12 protein-coding genes are annotated in these 15,213 nt (G+C 38.3%); 4 read left to right on the top strand and 8 right to left on the bottom strand.

What is annotated here, in order from left to right; all coding sequences use genetic code 11:
- Positions 1 to 13: 13 nt before the first annotated feature.
- Positions 14 to 2,131: a bifunctional (p)ppGpp synthetase/guanosine-3',5'-bis(diphosphate) 3'-pyrophosphohydrolase gene (locus AAHH40_RS00450; protein ID WP_342220163.1), complete on the top strand. Its 2,118-nt coding sequence runs from the start codon at positions 14 to 16 to the stop codon at positions 2,129 to 2,131.
- Here the strand turns inward: AAHH40_RS00450 and panC are convergent.
- From panC to grxD, 8 genes are all read right to left on the bottom strand, one after another.
- Entirely contained in the window at positions 2,126 to 2,881 is a 756-nt protein-coding gene (gene panC, locus AAHH40_RS00445) for a pantoate--beta-alanine ligase (RefSeq protein ID WP_342220162.1), read from the bottom strand. The genes AAHH40_RS00450 and panC overlap by 6 nt on opposite strands.
- Positions 2,862 to 3,647, bottom strand: a complete 786-nt coding sequence (panB, locus tag AAHH40_RS00440; protein ID WP_342220161.1) for a 3-methyl-2-oxobutanoate hydroxymethyltransferase — start codon at positions 3,645 to 3,647, stop codon at positions 2,862 to 2,864. Before panB ends, panC begins: the two co-directional genes overlap by 20 nt.
- Positions 3,648 to 3,954: 307 nt before the next feature.
- A complete protein-coding gene (gene coaBC, locus AAHH40_RS00435) occupies positions 3,955 to 5,172 on the bottom strand; it encodes a bifunctional phosphopantothenoylcysteine decarboxylase/phosphopantothenate--cysteine ligase CoaBC (protein ID WP_342220160.1) in 1,218 nt (405 codons plus the stop codon).
- A gap of 65 nt (positions 5,173 to 5,237) precedes the next feature.
- Positions 5,238 to 6,749, bottom strand: a complete 1,512-nt coding sequence (locus tag AAHH40_RS00430) for an LbtU family siderophore porin (protein ID WP_342220159.1) — start codon at positions 6,747 to 6,749, stop codon at positions 5,238 to 5,240.
- 144 nt (positions 6,750 to 6,893) lie between these two features.
- On the bottom strand, positions 6,894 to 7,622 hold the full coding sequence (locus AAHH40_RS00425; RefSeq protein ID WP_342220158.1) for a TerC family protein: 729 nt from the start codon (positions 7,620 to 7,622) through the stop codon (positions 6,894 to 6,896).
- Between the two features lie 214 nt (positions 7,623 to 7,836).
- The gene (locus tag AAHH40_RS00420; RefSeq protein WP_342220157.1) at positions 7,837 to 9,270 is read right to left on the bottom strand and encodes an LbtU family siderophore porin; all 1,434 of its coding nucleotides are present in this window, start codon (positions 9,268 to 9,270) and stop codon (positions 7,837 to 7,839) included.
- Between the two features lie 275 nt (positions 9,271 to 9,545).
- Positions 9,546 to 10,970 (bottom strand): LbtU family siderophore porin, encoded by a 1,425-nt coding sequence (locus AAHH40_RS00415; protein WP_342220156.1) that lies wholly within the window; start codon positions 10,968 to 10,970, stop codon positions 9,546 to 9,548.
- A 607-nt stretch (positions 10,971 to 11,577) separates the two neighbouring features.
- On the bottom strand, positions 11,578 to 11,886 hold the full coding sequence (gene grxD, locus AAHH40_RS00410) for a Grx4 family monothiol glutaredoxin (RefSeq protein WP_342220824.1): 309 nt from the start codon (positions 11,884 to 11,886) through the stop codon (positions 11,578 to 11,580).
- Between the two features lie 225 nt (positions 11,887 to 12,111).
- On the opposite strand from grxD, the gene AAHH40_RS00405 reads away from it, so the two are divergent.
- The 3 genes from AAHH40_RS00405 (at position 12,112) to AAHH40_RS00395 (ending at position 15,205) form a co-directional block, all read left to right on the top strand.
- Positions 12,112 to 12,696 carry a superoxide dismutase gene (locus tag AAHH40_RS00405; protein ID WP_342220155.1) on the top strand — a complete coding sequence of 195 codons (585 nt, stop codon included), beginning with the start codon at positions 12,112 to 12,114 and terminating at the stop codon, positions 12,694 to 12,696.
- Positions 12,697 to 12,718: 22 nt separating this feature from the next.
- Positions 12,719 to 13,915: an aspartate aminotransferase family protein gene (locus AAHH40_RS00400; RefSeq protein WP_425287985.1), complete on the top strand. Its 1,197-nt coding sequence runs from the start codon at positions 12,719 to 12,721 to the stop codon at positions 13,913 to 13,915.
- A 129-nt stretch (positions 13,916 to 14,044) separates the two neighbouring features.
- Positions 14,045 to 15,205 carry a PLP-dependent aspartate aminotransferase family protein gene (locus AAHH40_RS00395; protein ID WP_342220823.1) on the top strand — a complete coding sequence of 387 codons (1,161 nt, stop codon included), beginning with the start codon at positions 14,045 to 14,047 and terminating at the stop codon, positions 15,203 to 15,205.
- Positions 15,206 to 15,213: the final 8 nt, after the last annotated feature.

The raw sequence follows: 15,213 nt of genomic DNA, 5'->3' as shown, positions 1-15,213 counted from the left end.
CGGGGGCGCTTGCATGCACATGTTTAGTGACCTCAAACAAGAAATACAAACCTATCTATCCCCTGAGCAAGTAAAGCAAGTCTATAATGCTTATCAATTCGCTGCTAGGGCTCATTCTGGTCAAAAACGCCATAGTGGCGATCCTTACATTAGCCATCCTATCGCGGTTGCTAAAATTCTCGCGCAAATGCGTATGGATGTTCAAACGCTAATCGTCGCAATTTTACATGACGTTATTGAAGACACTCCCATCGAAAAAACTGTTTTAACTACGACATTTGGCGGCGAAATAGCAGAACTAGTCGATGGGATGAGTAAACTGACACAAATCCAATTTCAAAGTCGTGCGGAAGCTCAAGCAGAAAATTTTCGTAAAATGCTGCTAGCTATGGCAAAAGATATTCGTATCATTATCATAAAATTAGCTGATCGCTTGCATAACATGCGCACCTTATCTGCAGTACCTGCAGAGAAACGCTATCGTATTGCCAAAGAAACATTGGATATTTACGCCCCAATTGCACAGCGGTTAGGTATGCACATGGTACGTATAGAATTGGAAGATCTTTGTTTTTTAAACCTTTATCCATGGCGATATCGTATTTTACAAGAAACCGTACAAAAAACTCGACGTAAACATAAAGCAAGTATCCATAAAATAGAATCCGCTTTGAAAGAGTGCTTGGACAAAAATCATTTACCTTTTCATACTATATGGCATAAAAAAAAGCATCTGTATCAAATCTATAAAAAAATGCGGGAAAATCATTTAGCCTTCAATGAAATCATTGATATCCCCATTTTTTGCATTATTGTAGATAATATTGATAGTTGCTATCGCGTACTAGGGGCTGTTCACAATCTTTATAAACCTCTGCCCGATCATTTCCACGATTATATCGCGCTACCTAAAGCGAATGGCTATCAGGCATTACATACCACTTTATTTGGTCCTGCCGGTACGTCAATTCACATACAAATCCGTACAACTACAATGGATAATGGCGCTGATCATGGTATCGTAAGTTACTGGTTGGAAGAAAAAACTAAGGCCAACGAACTCCGTCCACATTTGAGAGCACGAGAATGGCTCAAGCGCTTACTTGATATTCAACAAACGACACCTAGTTCCTTAGAATTTATGGAGACGGTTAAAATCGATCTCTTTCCTACGGATATATATATCTTTACTCCTAAAGGCGACATCATTGAGCTTCCCCATAAAGCAACTTTGATTGACTTCGCTTATGCGATTCACTCGGATATTGGAAATCACTGTATTGCAGCTAAAATAGATAAACATTTAGTTCCACTCAGCACACACTTACAGAGTGGTCAAACAGTAGAAATCATTACCGATCCGAAAACTTTTCCTGATTCCCGCTGGTTAGAGTTTGTAGCGACTGGCCGTGCTCGAAGTCATATTAGACAATTTTTTAAAAATAAACAGCACAATGAAGCCGTACAATTAGGCCAACGCCTGCTAGATAACAATTTAACTTCTTTAGGACAAGACAGTACCCAAATCAACGCTAAGAATCTGAATAAAACATTACAAAAGTTTCAATACGATTCCCTAGAAGATTTGCTTGAAGCTATTGGGCTGGGTTATATGCATCCTGCTTTAGTCGCTTATTCGTTATGTAGTTTAAAACCTAATTTTAAAAATCAAATTAATTCATTACCCCTGTTCCTTAAAAATGCAGATAATGGTTTAATTAAATTTGCCGAATGTTGCCGGCCTATTCCAGGCGATGAAATTATAGGTTTACTCAATGCTGGACATGGTCTTACTGTGCATTTACAACGCTGTAAGTACGCAGCGCGACTTGTTAAAAAAAATCCTGAGCGAGCCATTTCCATACAATGGGAAAAACAAACTAATGGATTTTTTAAAACGGATATTTATATTGAAACTATCAATCAACACGGCGTATTAGCATTATTAACCTATAATATTGCCAAAGCCGATGCTAATATTGAAAATATTAAAGTTGAAAGTCGCGATAGAAAACATAGTATTATTCATTTTACTTTATCCGTCCTCAACCGCAAGCACCTAGCCAAAGTGATCCGATTTTTACGCACCATTCAATATACAATAAAAATTACGCGTCATCTTTCTTTATAGGCAATCAATTAATCTTACATCTCCCACGTGAATAGCTGCCAAACGTCTCCCCCAATGATCCGCAACGTAATCGACCTTAAAACCTAAATTGTTTAATTGTTTCATCGCCTCTTCTGAGTTTGGAGCTAGCTTTAAAATAGACGAGAAATGACTCGCCTGCGCGCGCTGCTCTAAGCTCAAACGGCTATTTCTTGAGCTCAAAGCTAATCCATCTGCTGCACGAATAGTCGGACACCCAACGATCTCTGTTTCTAAAAAAAGCGCTAGCGCCATTTTTTTGATGAGTAATAATTGTTGATAGTCTTTTTCGCCATAATATGCATTCGTTGGCCTTACAATATTCAGATATTTTAATACCACCGTTAACATTCCAATAAAATGTCCAGGACGAAACTCTGCTTCTAATTTTTTGCTTAAATCACTGGTATCGTGAATCTGAATGTGATAATTATCAGAATAAATAGTGTCTGAGTCTAACAATAATAAATAATCAACTTTCTGCTTATTTAGTAAGGCTGTATCTTCTTCTAAACTACGCGGATAATGGTTAAAATCCTCTATTTTATTAAATTGCTTAGCATTTATAAAAATGGCTACTATTGTCAAATCATTCTCTGCTTGGGAACGAGTGCAAAGACTTAAATGTCCTGCATGCAAATGACCCATCGTATGTACAAATCCTATTTTTTTATTATTATTTTTTTTCCTTATGTTTTGCCAATCGCTAAGCTTAATAACTATGTTCATCACTGGGAAATTCTTTATGTTTAACGCAATGACTATAGTGTTCAACCGCTTTTAGAATCAGTTGATTACCATCAAGAAATTGATTAACAAATTTTGGTTTGAAATCCAGATTGAGTCCTAATAAATCCTGCATGACTAAAACCTGTCCGTCGGTATCAACACCAGCCCCTATACCAATCGTTGGAGTTTTTAACGAGCCTGTTATTTTTCTTGCCAGTTGTGATGGGACACACTCAAGTACTATAGCAAAGCAACCTGCTTGTTCTAAGGCTAACGCGTCTTGTTGAAGCCGTTCTGCCTGAGCAACCGTTTTTCCTTGGACTTTATATCCACCTAGGGCATGGACAAATTGTGGAGTTAAACCTATATGACCCATGACAGGAATACCCGATTCAACTAAATGGGCTATTAATGAGAGATTACCTGCTGCGCCCTCTAATTTAATAGCTTGCGCACCTGCTTGCATTAGCTTTTGAACTGCAATAACACTTCGTCTTAATGGTTGACGATAACTTAGAAAAGGAAGATCAGTAATAATAAACTTAGCAGGAGCTCCTCGACGTACCGCAGCAGTATGAAGTTCCATCATAGGCAGCGTAGCCATAACCGTATCTTTAAAGCCATGCATGGTCATGGCAAGACTATCGCCAATTAATAAAGCATCTAAAGAAGATTCATTAAAGATTCTTGCGGTACTATAATCATAGCAAGTTAAGATTACGATTTTTTCTTTAGTTATTTTTTTTTCAGCAAATTCTAAAACGCTCATACGCCATTTACCAGTAAAGAATGGTAATAACGAAGAACAATTGGTACCTGTCGCATGATCAAGTCCTCATGTGTTTACTCTTCGCACTTGAATTTTTGTCTGCATTACCGCTCAATTCGCAATCCTCATGTATATTAATACATTCCGGTTGCTTCATTCTCGCGGCGCCTTGCCAAAAATCCAATTGCTGTGAGTATATTCTTGAAGCAAAATTTTTGTCTCCTTCACAAAGGATGGGAGCGTGCTTAGTTTAAAGAGCAAATGTCCAATTATCAAGCGTTCTGCTATTATTCCAGTTTCATTCTATCTAAAGAGGGGTGTTAGCATTTTTTTTTGCGGATAGCATACGATTCGCCACCATTTGTAGTAATTGCCGGGCTATTGATTGCTTACTTGCACATGCTAGGTGTATGGGCACGTCAGAAGATAATACGGTTACCTCATTTTTATCACTATCAAAACCTATATCCGTCTGACTCACATCATTAACTACCATTAGATCTATATTTTTACTTCTTCGCTTTTCTTCGGCAAATTTTAAAGTATATTCAGTTTCGGCAGCAAATCCTATCAGTAAAGGCCTAGCTTCTAAATGCATTTGACTAACGGTAGCCAAAATATCAACAGTAGGTTTTAGTTGTAACGTTAATGGCGCACTTGATTTTTTAATTTTTTGTAATGCTGGATTTACAATCTGATAATCCGCAACAGCAGCAGTACTTATAAAAATCGCTTGCTGGCTAATTTCTTTCTCAACAACTGCCAACATTTCCGCAGCTGTTTTCACCGCTATAAATTTCAATTTTTTTGGAGGTGTTAATGCAACAGGTCCACTAATGAGTGTAACTTCAGCCCCCGCTTCGATGGCAGCCTGGGCTAAAGCAAATCCCATTTTACCCGAACTACGATTTGATAAATAGCGCACTGGATCGATGCATTCTTGCGTCGGACCTGCGGTAATTAAAATTCTTTGGTTTTGTAAATAAGGCTTAATAAACACCTTTGATAAGGCATCCACTATTTCTTGAGGTTCCAGCATGCGTCCTAAACCAAACTCTCCACAGGCTTGACTTCCTTCTCCAGGCCCTATAAATAAGCAATTTCTCTCTTTTAGTTTACACACATTATCTTGTGTTGCTTGGTTAGACCACATCGATTGATTCATTGCAGGCGCAATAATTAAACGTGTGTTGGATGCTAAACACAAGGTACTCAATAAATCATCTGCAAAACCGTGAGCTAATTTAGCAATTACATGTGCTGTAGCAGGGGCTATCAAAATACATTCTGGCCATCGTGCAAGATCAATATGACTCATTGCGGCTTCGGCTTCAACATCTACAAGTTCTTCATATACTTTATGCTGTGAAACAGCTTGTAGTGTCAAAGGGGTTACAAAGGCCTTGCCACAGGAAGTTAAAACAACCCTGACGTCATGATGTTGTTCTTTAAGTTTTCTGATAAGTTCCGGGGTTTTATAAGCAGCAATGCTGCCTGTAATACCCAATAAGATACGTTTACTCATTGGTTTAGAATAACAAAAAGAGACATCAAAGTAATGTCCCTTTTTATAAATTTTTTTGATTTATCTTAGAAATATAAACCTACTTGTAAAGTAATCGTATTACCGCTTTTCCCTGTTCCATTAATTGGATTAAGCCCTAGACCCGATTGGCCTAAAGCGACATCGGTGGCGCTATAGTCAATATCGTGACGAAACTCTAAACTTTCAATGGTATCTTTCCAAATAGATGTACTAACAGTTGCAATATAACGTTTCTTAGGAATAAGTAAGCCTAAGGCATCTTTGGATTGGTCATATCCAATAATGACTGCACTAGGTTTTTCTAAAACATTAAATTTATATGCAGCTTCTGCATGAAAAGCTGAAGGCTTGGCACCTTGATTATCAAATGATAATACTGAAGAGGAGAATGAACGACTAGCCGTCACATATTCACCGGTAATACTAAAAGCTTCAATACTCAAAGTTCCGCGTGCATCTAATCCAGGCACAGGATTAAGAACTTCAGTGTTATTGTTAGTCGCAAAACCTTCGAAATTATTAGGCCCATTATTACCATTATGTTGCAGGCCTAGCGAATCTGCTATGCTGCGAATATAACTTCCTGCTACATCAATATTCCATTTTGGCTTAGTGAAAATATACTCAGCATTAGCACCATAATTCCGCAGACCATTATTATCTATGCTAGTACGGCTTGGCCCTCTAAAAACAAAAGCTGACAAATTTAAATCATTTTCATCATTAAATTGTTTTGAAAATCCCAACTCCAGGGCTCTAGCCTTGGTTCTGCCCAAAGTCTTAGTAAATGGATCACTAATCATTGAAGATGAATACTGACCAAAGGGCACATAAAATTGACCCATAGTCGCATACAAAGGAAACTTTGCTAAATTTCCTATCGTTAAAAATCCTCGTTCTAAAAGAACACGAGAATTATCAATTCGTCTAGGCGACATATCCGTAGGCGGTGTATTGTCATAAACAAACGCGATGAGTCCTGTGACCCACTGATTGACTAAAATTTCAGTATCTAATTCAATACCCGTCAAATCAATATCGGTAGCAGAGTTATTTTGGAAATTGCCAAAATGACTGGTATGAAAAATTTGAGATTCTATTTTTCCGCTAAGATTAACGACTGGTGTATTTGAAAAAGGATGGCCGTTTTTTATTAAGTAATTGTAGATCTCTTTTCGTTGTTGTAGTAAATAAAGATCCTCATTCACATAAGGTTGGTTAACCACTAAATCAGAAGCATTAAACTCGGAGTTTATGCCAATAAAAGGCGAGCTAATAACAGGCGTGCCTATAATAAAAAAAGGATGTTCCGAAGTAACTATACTTTCTCCGCGATCATTCGTTGGATTAGAAATATCGGTTTGTTTAGATTGCCTACGTAAAGTTGCTACTTGGTTTTGTACATGCTGTAATTCAGATTCCAGGACTTGGGTTCTTTGTGCCAGTCTTCGGATTTCTTTATCATTTGCCTCATCAGCAAAAGCTACATTCCCCTGTAGACTCAACCAGCACACAACAGTCATAAGTGCAGTTAATTTATATTTGTTACTTAGCATGAGGAGCACCTTATTATTGAAATAAGTGATTAGCACCCCTATTTATCAAAAAAAAGTGATGAATGCAAGCATATTTTTCTTTGAAACCTATTTAAACCATCACTTTTACATTAATGTCGATCGATCTTTTTAAGATATAAGCTATTAATTCGAATTTTTCTTCTGCCGCCATCGACTGGCGAGAATATTTAGCCATTCTACAAATACCGAGAATGCAATTGCAAAATACAGATAAGCTCTAGGAACATGCAACCCAAAGCCATCCGCTATTAATACTAAGCCTATTAATAATAAAAAACTTAAACCGAGAATCTTTAAATTCGGATAGATATTAATAAAATAACTTAAAGGTCCACTGGCCCAAATCATCAAGGCGATCGCGATGATAATAGCTAAAGCCATAATTATAAATTCCTGAGCCATTCCTACCGCGGTGATCACACTATCTAATGAAAAAATAATATCTAAAAACATAATCTGAATGATAACCATCGAGAAGCGTGAGTATCGATGCAGATTACTCTTTTCGTCGGTGGCAATAGTTACATTAAAATGAAGTTCACTCGTGCCTTTTGCAAGTAAAAATAACCCGCCTAGAATTAGTACAACATCCCTGCCTGAAAATACATGGCCCACCAAATTAAAAAGGGGTTGTGTAAACTTAGTCATCCACGCAAGCGTTGCCAGTAAAAGTAAACGCGTCAAACAGGCGAGTAATAAACCAAATTGGCGGGCTGAACGTTGTTGAGCTTGAGCAAGCCTATTGGTTACTATAGAAATAAAAACTAAATTATCAATTCCTAAAATAATCTCTAATGCTGTTAAGGTAAGTAAACTAATCCAAGCTTCGGGTGAAAAAAATAATTCAAACATAACAAACCCTGACCTTAATTTTTCTCTAAGAATGGTAAAATTACGAAACGATTCTGCTGATATTTAAGCTTTAGCAATCTATACGTAAAAATATTTTTCAAATATTAGCAGTTTTTAGACCTCCGGATAAACTATTAAATAATTATATTTTCTCTAAACAAAAAAGCCCGCTTGCGCGGGCTCAATGTTTTATTTGACTTAATGGCGTAATGATTTAAGCAAATTTAATGCTAGCACGTAATTGGCCCACAGTTGATTTATTACCTGTTGCACCAGCATGTATTAATCTAGCAGGTACCGGTGGCGTGATGTTAGGAGGAGAGGGAGGAGTAATAATAGCACCCTCGCCAATGTTGTAATCTCTGTCTTGGAATACGGCTATACCCACATCAAACCATTTGGCTAAGTTAACCATATAGTCCGCATAGATACGGCGTTGTGGCAAGAAGGTCGCTAAATGCGTGGTTTTCTGATAGCCAATCGCTACTCGCGATTGATGCGCCATCACTGGGAAAGTGAATCCAGCTTCTAAGCCCCAAACGTGAGGTTTACCTAATTGAGATTGAGCGGCAGGAATAGCTACTGGAAAGCCCGGTGAAGTACTGCCACTTAAAAAGAATGGATTCGCCAAACCGCGGGTTGTTGAAATATAGTGTCCATTTGCATCAAAGGGTCCAAAGGTCACATCTGCATTCACATTCCAAGCCGGTACTTTTGTATTCGGTAAACCTGGAACTGTTGTTCCTTCAACAAGCTGGTTCAGATAATAAGAAGATAAGAAGTTTGAATCTGCTATATTCGCAATATAACCTGCGTTTAAATTCCACTTACTATTAAACATTCCCCAACCCCAGCCTAAATCTGCACCACCGTTTTGAATACGGCGCGTAGAACCACCATCTGAGATCTTAGGATTTCCCGCAAAGGTATACAACGAACCATAGAAACCGTTCGGTATGATAAATCCTAATTGTGCAGCAGTTGAAGTAATCTCAGTGAATAATTGCGTTGGGTTTTCAGCCGTGACAAATCCATACGGATCATAGGCACCAAATGGGATGTATTCTTTACCCACTCTAAAATAGATAGGCGAAGCTTGGAAATTACCTATGGTGGCGTAGGCGGTGTCTATTGCTGTTCGATTCAATGGATGGTACACAAAGAATGAATTAGCAATGTTGTAAGGTCCTGTCGAGCCTGGAATGCCTGACAAGGAGCTATATACCACAGACATATTCGCTGTCACCCAGTTATTCACGCGAGCATCTACGAATAAGTTCGCATTATTCAGCAATAAATCACTGGCTCGACCGGATGTTGGAATAGTTAATACATTAGGTGGTACCGCAGCTGGATTTACAGCTGCTAATGGATTAAAAGCGGGATTAAATTCCCAGAAAACCGGTGGCTTATTGGCTAAATAAGCGTCGGTATTGATCCAACCACTGACATTGATGCGACAAGTCCAACCGCAAGGTTGATCAAATCCACCGGGTTGATTTCGGTCAAGGATCATATCGAGTTTATTGACTTGATCGCGCATCACATCCATTTGAAAGGATGGATCTATCATGTACGGCTGCATCGCCAGTACGGGCCCACTAAGCCCTAATGTTACGAGTGAAGCAACAATCGCTTTGAGTTTCATCCTAAACCATCTCCTTGTAGAATTAGTTAACCCCATCTATCGCTTTTTCTTACCAAACCTAAAAAGAATAATCAGTTAAACAAGTTAAAAGATTTTTCCTAGATTCATTTTCTATCTATGAAAACCTCATAGATAAAATAAGATCAAATCGAGTTTATCTTAGCAGTACTTTATAACTATCTCAATAAGATAAATTTATTTTTATTCGGTTATCATAAAAAAAGCCCGCTGACGCGGGCTTAGTACTTTATTTAAATTTATGTCGTAGCGATAATTTAAGCAAATTTAATGCTAGCACGTAATTGACCAACGGTTGATTTATTACCGGTCGCACCTGGGTGTACTGTTCTAGCAGGTATCGGTACTGTGCCAGGAATTGCAGGAACGACAATAGCCCCTTCACCAATGTTGTAATCTCTGTCTTGGAATACGGCTATACCCACATCAAACCATTTGGCTAAGTTAACCATATAGTCCGCATAGATACGGCGTTGTGGCAAGAAGGTCGCTAAATGCGTGGTTTTCTGATAGCCAATCGCTACTCGCGATTGATGCGCCATCACTGGGAAAGTGAATCCAGCTTCTAAGCCCCAAACGTGAGGTTTACCTAATTGAGCCGGCGGATTTGTTAACACAGGAAACCCTGGAGAAGAATTACCGCTTAAAAAGAAAGGATTCGCTAAACTACGTGTTGTTGAAATATAGTGCCCATTCGCATCAAACGGTCCAAAAGTAACGTCTGCATTCACATTCCAAGCCGGTACTTTTGTATTCGGTAAACCTGGAACTACCGTACCTTCAACCAGTTGATTAAGATAATAGGAAGATAAGAAATTGGAATCCGCTATATTCCCAATATAACCTGCGTTTACATTGAATTTACTATTTAACCAACTAAATCCCCATCCTAAATCTGCACCACCATTTTGAATACGGCGCGTAGAGCCCCCATCTGAGATCTTAGGATTACCCGCAAACGTATACAACGAACCATAGAAACCGTTCGGGACAATAAATCCTAATTGTGCTGCAGTTGAAGTAATCTCAGTGAATAATTGCGTTGGGTTTTCAGCCGTGACAAATCCATACGGATCATAGGCACCAAATGGGATGTATTCTTTACCCACTCTAAAATAGATAGGCGAAGCTTGGAAATTACCTATGGTGGCGTAGGCGGTGTCTATTGCTGTTCGATTCAATGGATGGTACACAAAGAATGAATTAGCAATGTTGTAAGGTCCTGTCGAGCCTGGAATGCCTGACAAGGAGCTATATACCACAGACATATTCGCTGTCACCCAGTTATTCACGCGAGCATCTACGAATAAGTTCGCATTATTCAGCAGTAAATCACTGGCACGACCCGATGTTGGAATAGTTAATACATTAGGCGGTACCGCAGCTGGATTTACCGCTAGCAATGGATTAAATGTGGGATTAAACTCCCAGAAAACTGGTGGCTTATTGGCTAAATAAGCATCGGTATTGATCCAACCACTGACATTGATGCGACAAGTCCAACCGCAAGGTTGATCAAATCCACCGGGTTGATTTCGGTCAAGGATCATATCGAGTTTATTGACTTGATCGCGCATCACATCCATTTGATAGGATGTATCTACCATATACGGCTGCATCGCCAGTACAGGCCCGCTAAGCCCAAGTGTTACGAGTGAAGCAACAATCGCTTTGAGTTTCATACTCATCCATCTCCTTAATAGGTTGTTAACTCAACATTAGATTGTTTGAAAGCTATATTTTTTGCTCTCTCATTGGCAAACTAGTTTGTCAACTCAAACAAAAAAATTAGTTTTACAAAAATCTATTACTTCTTTAATTTCATGCCCGCAACACACCGATAAAAGTTGGAATATGCTACGTTCATAAAAATAATTCAAAAAACAATTTACTTATATTTATCCCTTGTTATTTCCTACCAAGGCTGTTTAATTTCCATTCCTGCTTTATACAAGCGATATCGGCGAAAATTAAACAACCCTGGTCTTGGCACCGCTGTAAATTTACAATTTACAGTTTCGCAAACTCTAAACGGAGACTTGCTTAGCGGTTTACCAGAACCGTTTTACAGACATTATATTTGTTTTTTTAAATTTCAGCGATTTGGAAGGCACAAGACTTTGTTATTAGTGCTGAAAATAGCTTCTCTTGAAAGACTCGATAGCTATTGCATTTTATACCTAACACCATGACTTATGTCAATGGTTTCATTATAAAATACGCCTTACTACCTTAGCCTATAAAGAAAACGTACCAATTAAAGGAAAATAGATGCTAAATCAATTTAAATCAAGTTTCTGATAATTTTTTTTGTAGCTCGCCAGTTTTGTAAAGCTGTTCGACTATATCGCATCCACCCATTAACTCACCTTTATAATAAAGTTGTGGAAAAGTTGGCCAATTAGAATACTTTGGCAGATCACGACGTATATCATTCTTTTCAAGCACGTTAACATGTGCAAATTTTACACGGCATGCTTTCAGTATTTGCACTACCCGAGCCGAAAAACCGCAACAGGGCTCTTCCGGCGTTCCTTTCATATAGAGAATTACAGGATATTCAGCAATTTGTTGCTTGATTGTTTCTAGTGTATTCATCTCAGTAATAGACATTTATTTTCCTCGCTTATTAATATACTCATTGCACTTCATGATGCGAGCGAGCATCTTGAAGTGGCCTTCACCTCGCGATGGAGATTCTCATGCAAAACTAAAATCAAACAAAACTTACCGTAAGCCATATTTAAATGCTTGCCTTATCATTATCTGGATTTTAAACTGGTGCAAGCAATTTTAGCAAATCGACAAAAATAGGATACTTCCATGAAACATGAATTACCCCCATTGCCCTATGCCTTAGATGCCCTGGACCCCGTTATTTCAAAGGAAACTTTAGAATATCATCATGGGAAACACCATAAAGCTTACGTCGACAAACTTAATGAATTAATCCCTGGCACGGAGTTTGAATCTTTATCTCTTGAAAATATCATTAAAAAAGCCCCTGAAGGCCCTATTTTTAATAATGCCGCTCAAGTCTGGAATCATACCTTTTATTGGCATTGTATGACGCCAGAAGCATCAAAAAAAAAATTAAAAGGGCCTTTAGAAGAAGCTATTAACCTATCCTTTGGATCTGTCGACAAATTTAAGGAGGCTTTTATTAAAGCAGCTATTGCTCAATTTGGTTCAGGATGGGCCTGGTTAATAAAAGATGCTCAAGGCTTGAAGATAGTAACCACGCGTAATGCTGAAACCCCGATGCGTGATGGAAAATCATGCTTATTTACCTGTGATGTATGGGAGCATGCTTACTATATCGATTACCGTAATGCTCGTCCAAAATATCTGGAAAAATTTTGGGAAGTAGTGAATTGGGGCTTTATTACCGAAAATTTTGAAAAATAACAAGAAAATAGAAAAAATGACTATGACATCTGCCTTGATGCCCATTTACCCAAATCGACTACCTGTTGCTTTTGAGAAAGGTTCAGGAGTTTGGCTTACCGATACCCAAGGAGAAAAATATTTAGATGCTTTAGCGGGTATCGCCGTATGCGGCTTAGGCCACGCTCATCCAGCCATCACTGAAACGATCTGCAATCAAGCAGCAAAATTAATTCATACTTCTAATACTTATCATATTCCTGAACAAGAGATACTAGCCTCAGCTTTGGCACGTGTATCAGGAATGGATCAAGTTTTTTTTTCCAATTCAGGTGCAGAATCTAACGAAGCGGCTATCAAAATGACGCGACTTTATGCGCGCAAAAAAGGCATCGAACAACCCATCATTATCGCCATGAAAAATGCCTTTCATGGTAGAACCATGGCAACTCTGAGTTTATCTGGTAGTGAACGTTTACAAATCGGTTTTGAACCTTTATTAGAACGTTTTATTCATATCCCATTTAATGATGTTGCTATATTAGAAAATACTATAAAACAACATAATAAAAATATAGTTGCCATTATGTTAGAGCCCATTCAAGGAGATGGGGGGATTAAAGTAGCAACGCCTGGTTTTTTACAAAGTATTCGAAAATATTGTGATCAATATGATTGGCTTATGATACTCGATGAAATACAAACGGGACTTTGTCGTACCGGACCTTGGTTTGCCTATCAGGCCTATAATATTTTACCGGATATAATCACTATTGCCAAAACCTTAGGCAACGGTTTTCCTATTGGGGCCTATTGTTCTCGTGGCAAAGCAAATAATATTTTCCCGGCCGGCAAACATGGCTCTACCTTTGCTGGTAGTGCGTTAGCCTGTGCTGTCGCAATCACTGTTATTAATACTTTAGAAAAAGAAAATTTGTCTGCACATGTAAAAAAAATTGGGGCTTATTTGATAGAAAAATTACAAAGTGTTTTTGCAAAACATCCACATGTCGTTGCTATAAAAGGACAAGGACTTATGATAGGCATTGAACTCGATGCTGAATGTCGGAGTATCCCAAAAATTGGCTTAAAACATCGTTTACTTTTTAATGTTGTTTCCAATAACACCATCCGAATTCTGCCTGCTTTAATTCTACAAGAAGTTGAAGCGGATGAAATTTGTCAACGTTTGGTTAAAACCATAGATGAATTTTATAATTCATCATCCCCCACCATATGAAGAATATATACTCACAGCAATTGGATTTTTGGCAAGGCGCCGCGAGAATGAAGCAACCGGAATGTATTCATGATACATGAGGATTGCGAGTTGAGCGGCAACACAGCCAAAAATTCAAGTGCGAAGAGTATGGAAAAAAAATTAGATTTTGCTACGCGTTGTATACATGCAGGACAAATCCCTGATCCGAGTACGGGTGCTTTAATAACGCCTATTTACGCAACATCAACTTACGCTCAAAAAAGTCCAGGTGTGCACCAAGGCTTTGAATATTCCAGAACCCAAAATCCTACGCGATTTGCTTACGAACGTTGTATTGCCGATTTAGAGAATGGTCGCGCTGGGTTTGCTTTTGCCTCTGGAATGGCAGCTATTAATACACTACTTGAACTCTTAAACCCTGGCGATCATATTATAGGCATGGACGATTTGTATGGCGGCACTGTACGCTTATTTAATCAGATTAAACAACGATCCTCGGATTTAAGTTTTTCATATGTAGATATGACCGATTTAAATAATTTAAGCAAACAGATTAAACCTGAAACTAAATTATTATGGATGGAATCTCCTACTAACCCCTTATTAAAATTAGTTGACATAGAACAAGCAGTTAAAATTGCTCGCCAGCATAACTTAATCACTGTACTTGATAATACGTTTGCTACACCTTGGATCCAACAACCCTTAACACTAGGCTGCGATCTCGTTGTCCATTCAGCCACTAAATATTTGAATGGACATTCCGATATGGTTGGAGGCATCGTAGTTGTAGGTGAGAATGCTAAATTAATTGAGAAAATAACCTATTTACAAAATGCTATGGGAGCCATACAAGGTCCTTTTGACAGTTTTCTTGCCTCGCGAGGTTTGCGTACTTTAGCTTTACGGATGCAAAGACATTGTGAAAACGCGTTAAAAATTGCTCAGTTTTTGGAACAACATAATAAGGTTGAAAAAGTTTTTTATCCTGGCCTAGTCAGTCATCCTCAATATGAATTAGCTAAAAAACAAATGCAACATGGCTTCGGGGGTATTGTAAGTTTTGTATTAAAAGGTGGCTTAGAAGAAACACGTCGTTTTCTTGAACATTGTTGTTTATTTACGCTGGCAGAAAGCTTAGGTTGCGTAGAGAGTCTAGTTGATCATCCTGCCATTATGACGCATGCGGCTTTACCAATAGAGACTCGTGAGCGTCTTGGAATTACTGATAGTTTGCTGCGTTTATCAGTAGGGATAGAAGACATTCAAGATCTTGTTGATGACCTTAAGCAAGCCTTAGCATACTAAAAAATATT

The sequence above is a fragment of the Rickettsiella endosymbiont of Miltochrista miniata genome (assembly GCF_964031245.1).
Classification (GTDB): domain Bacteria; phylum Pseudomonadota; class Gammaproteobacteria; order Diplorickettsiales; family Diplorickettsiaceae; genus Aquirickettsiella.
This window is presented reverse-complemented; position numbering and strand designations above follow the sequence as displayed.

Bases quoted from the DNA above. Each gene is read 5' to 3' on its own strand.
- AAHH40_RS00450 (WP_342220163.1), top strand. From the start codon at position 14: ATGCACATGTTTAGTGACCTCAAACAAGAAATACAAACCTATCTATCC.
- panB (WP_342220161.1), bottom strand. From the start codon at position 3,647: ATGAGCGTTTTAGAATTTGCTGAAAAAAAAATAACTAAAGAAAAAATC.
- coaBC (WP_342220160.1), bottom strand. From the start codon at position 5,172: ATGAGTAAACGTATCTTATTGGGTATTACAGGCAGCATTGCTGCTTAT.
- AAHH40_RS00430 (WP_342220159.1), bottom strand. From the start codon at position 6,749: ATGCTAAGTAACAAATATAAATTAACTGCACTTATGACTGTTGTGTGC.
- AAHH40_RS00425 (WP_342220158.1), bottom strand. From the start codon at position 7,622: ATGTTTGAATTATTTTTTTCACCCGAAGCTTGGATTAGTTTACTTACC.
- AAHH40_RS00420 (WP_342220157.1), bottom strand. From the start codon at position 9,270: ATGAAACTCAAAGCGATTGTTGCTTCACTCGTAACATTAGGGCTTAGT.
- AAHH40_RS00415 (WP_342220156.1), bottom strand. From the start codon at position 10,970: ATGAAACTCAAAGCGATTGTTGCTTCACTCGTAACACTTGGGCTTAGC.
- grxD (WP_342220824.1), bottom strand. From the start codon at position 11,886: ATGAATACACTAGAAACAATCAAGCAACAAATTGCTGAATATCCTGTA.
- AAHH40_RS00405 (WP_342220155.1), top strand. From the start codon at position 12,112: ATGAAACATGAATTACCCCCATTGCCCTATGCCTTAGATGCCCTGGAC.
- AAHH40_RS00400 (WP_425287985.1), top strand. From the start codon at position 12,719: ATGACATCTGCCTTGATGCCCATTTACCCAAATCGACTACCTGTTGCT.
- AAHH40_RS00395 (WP_342220823.1), top strand. From the start codon at position 14,045: ATGGAAAAAAAATTAGATTTTGCTACGCGTTGTATACATGCAGGACAA.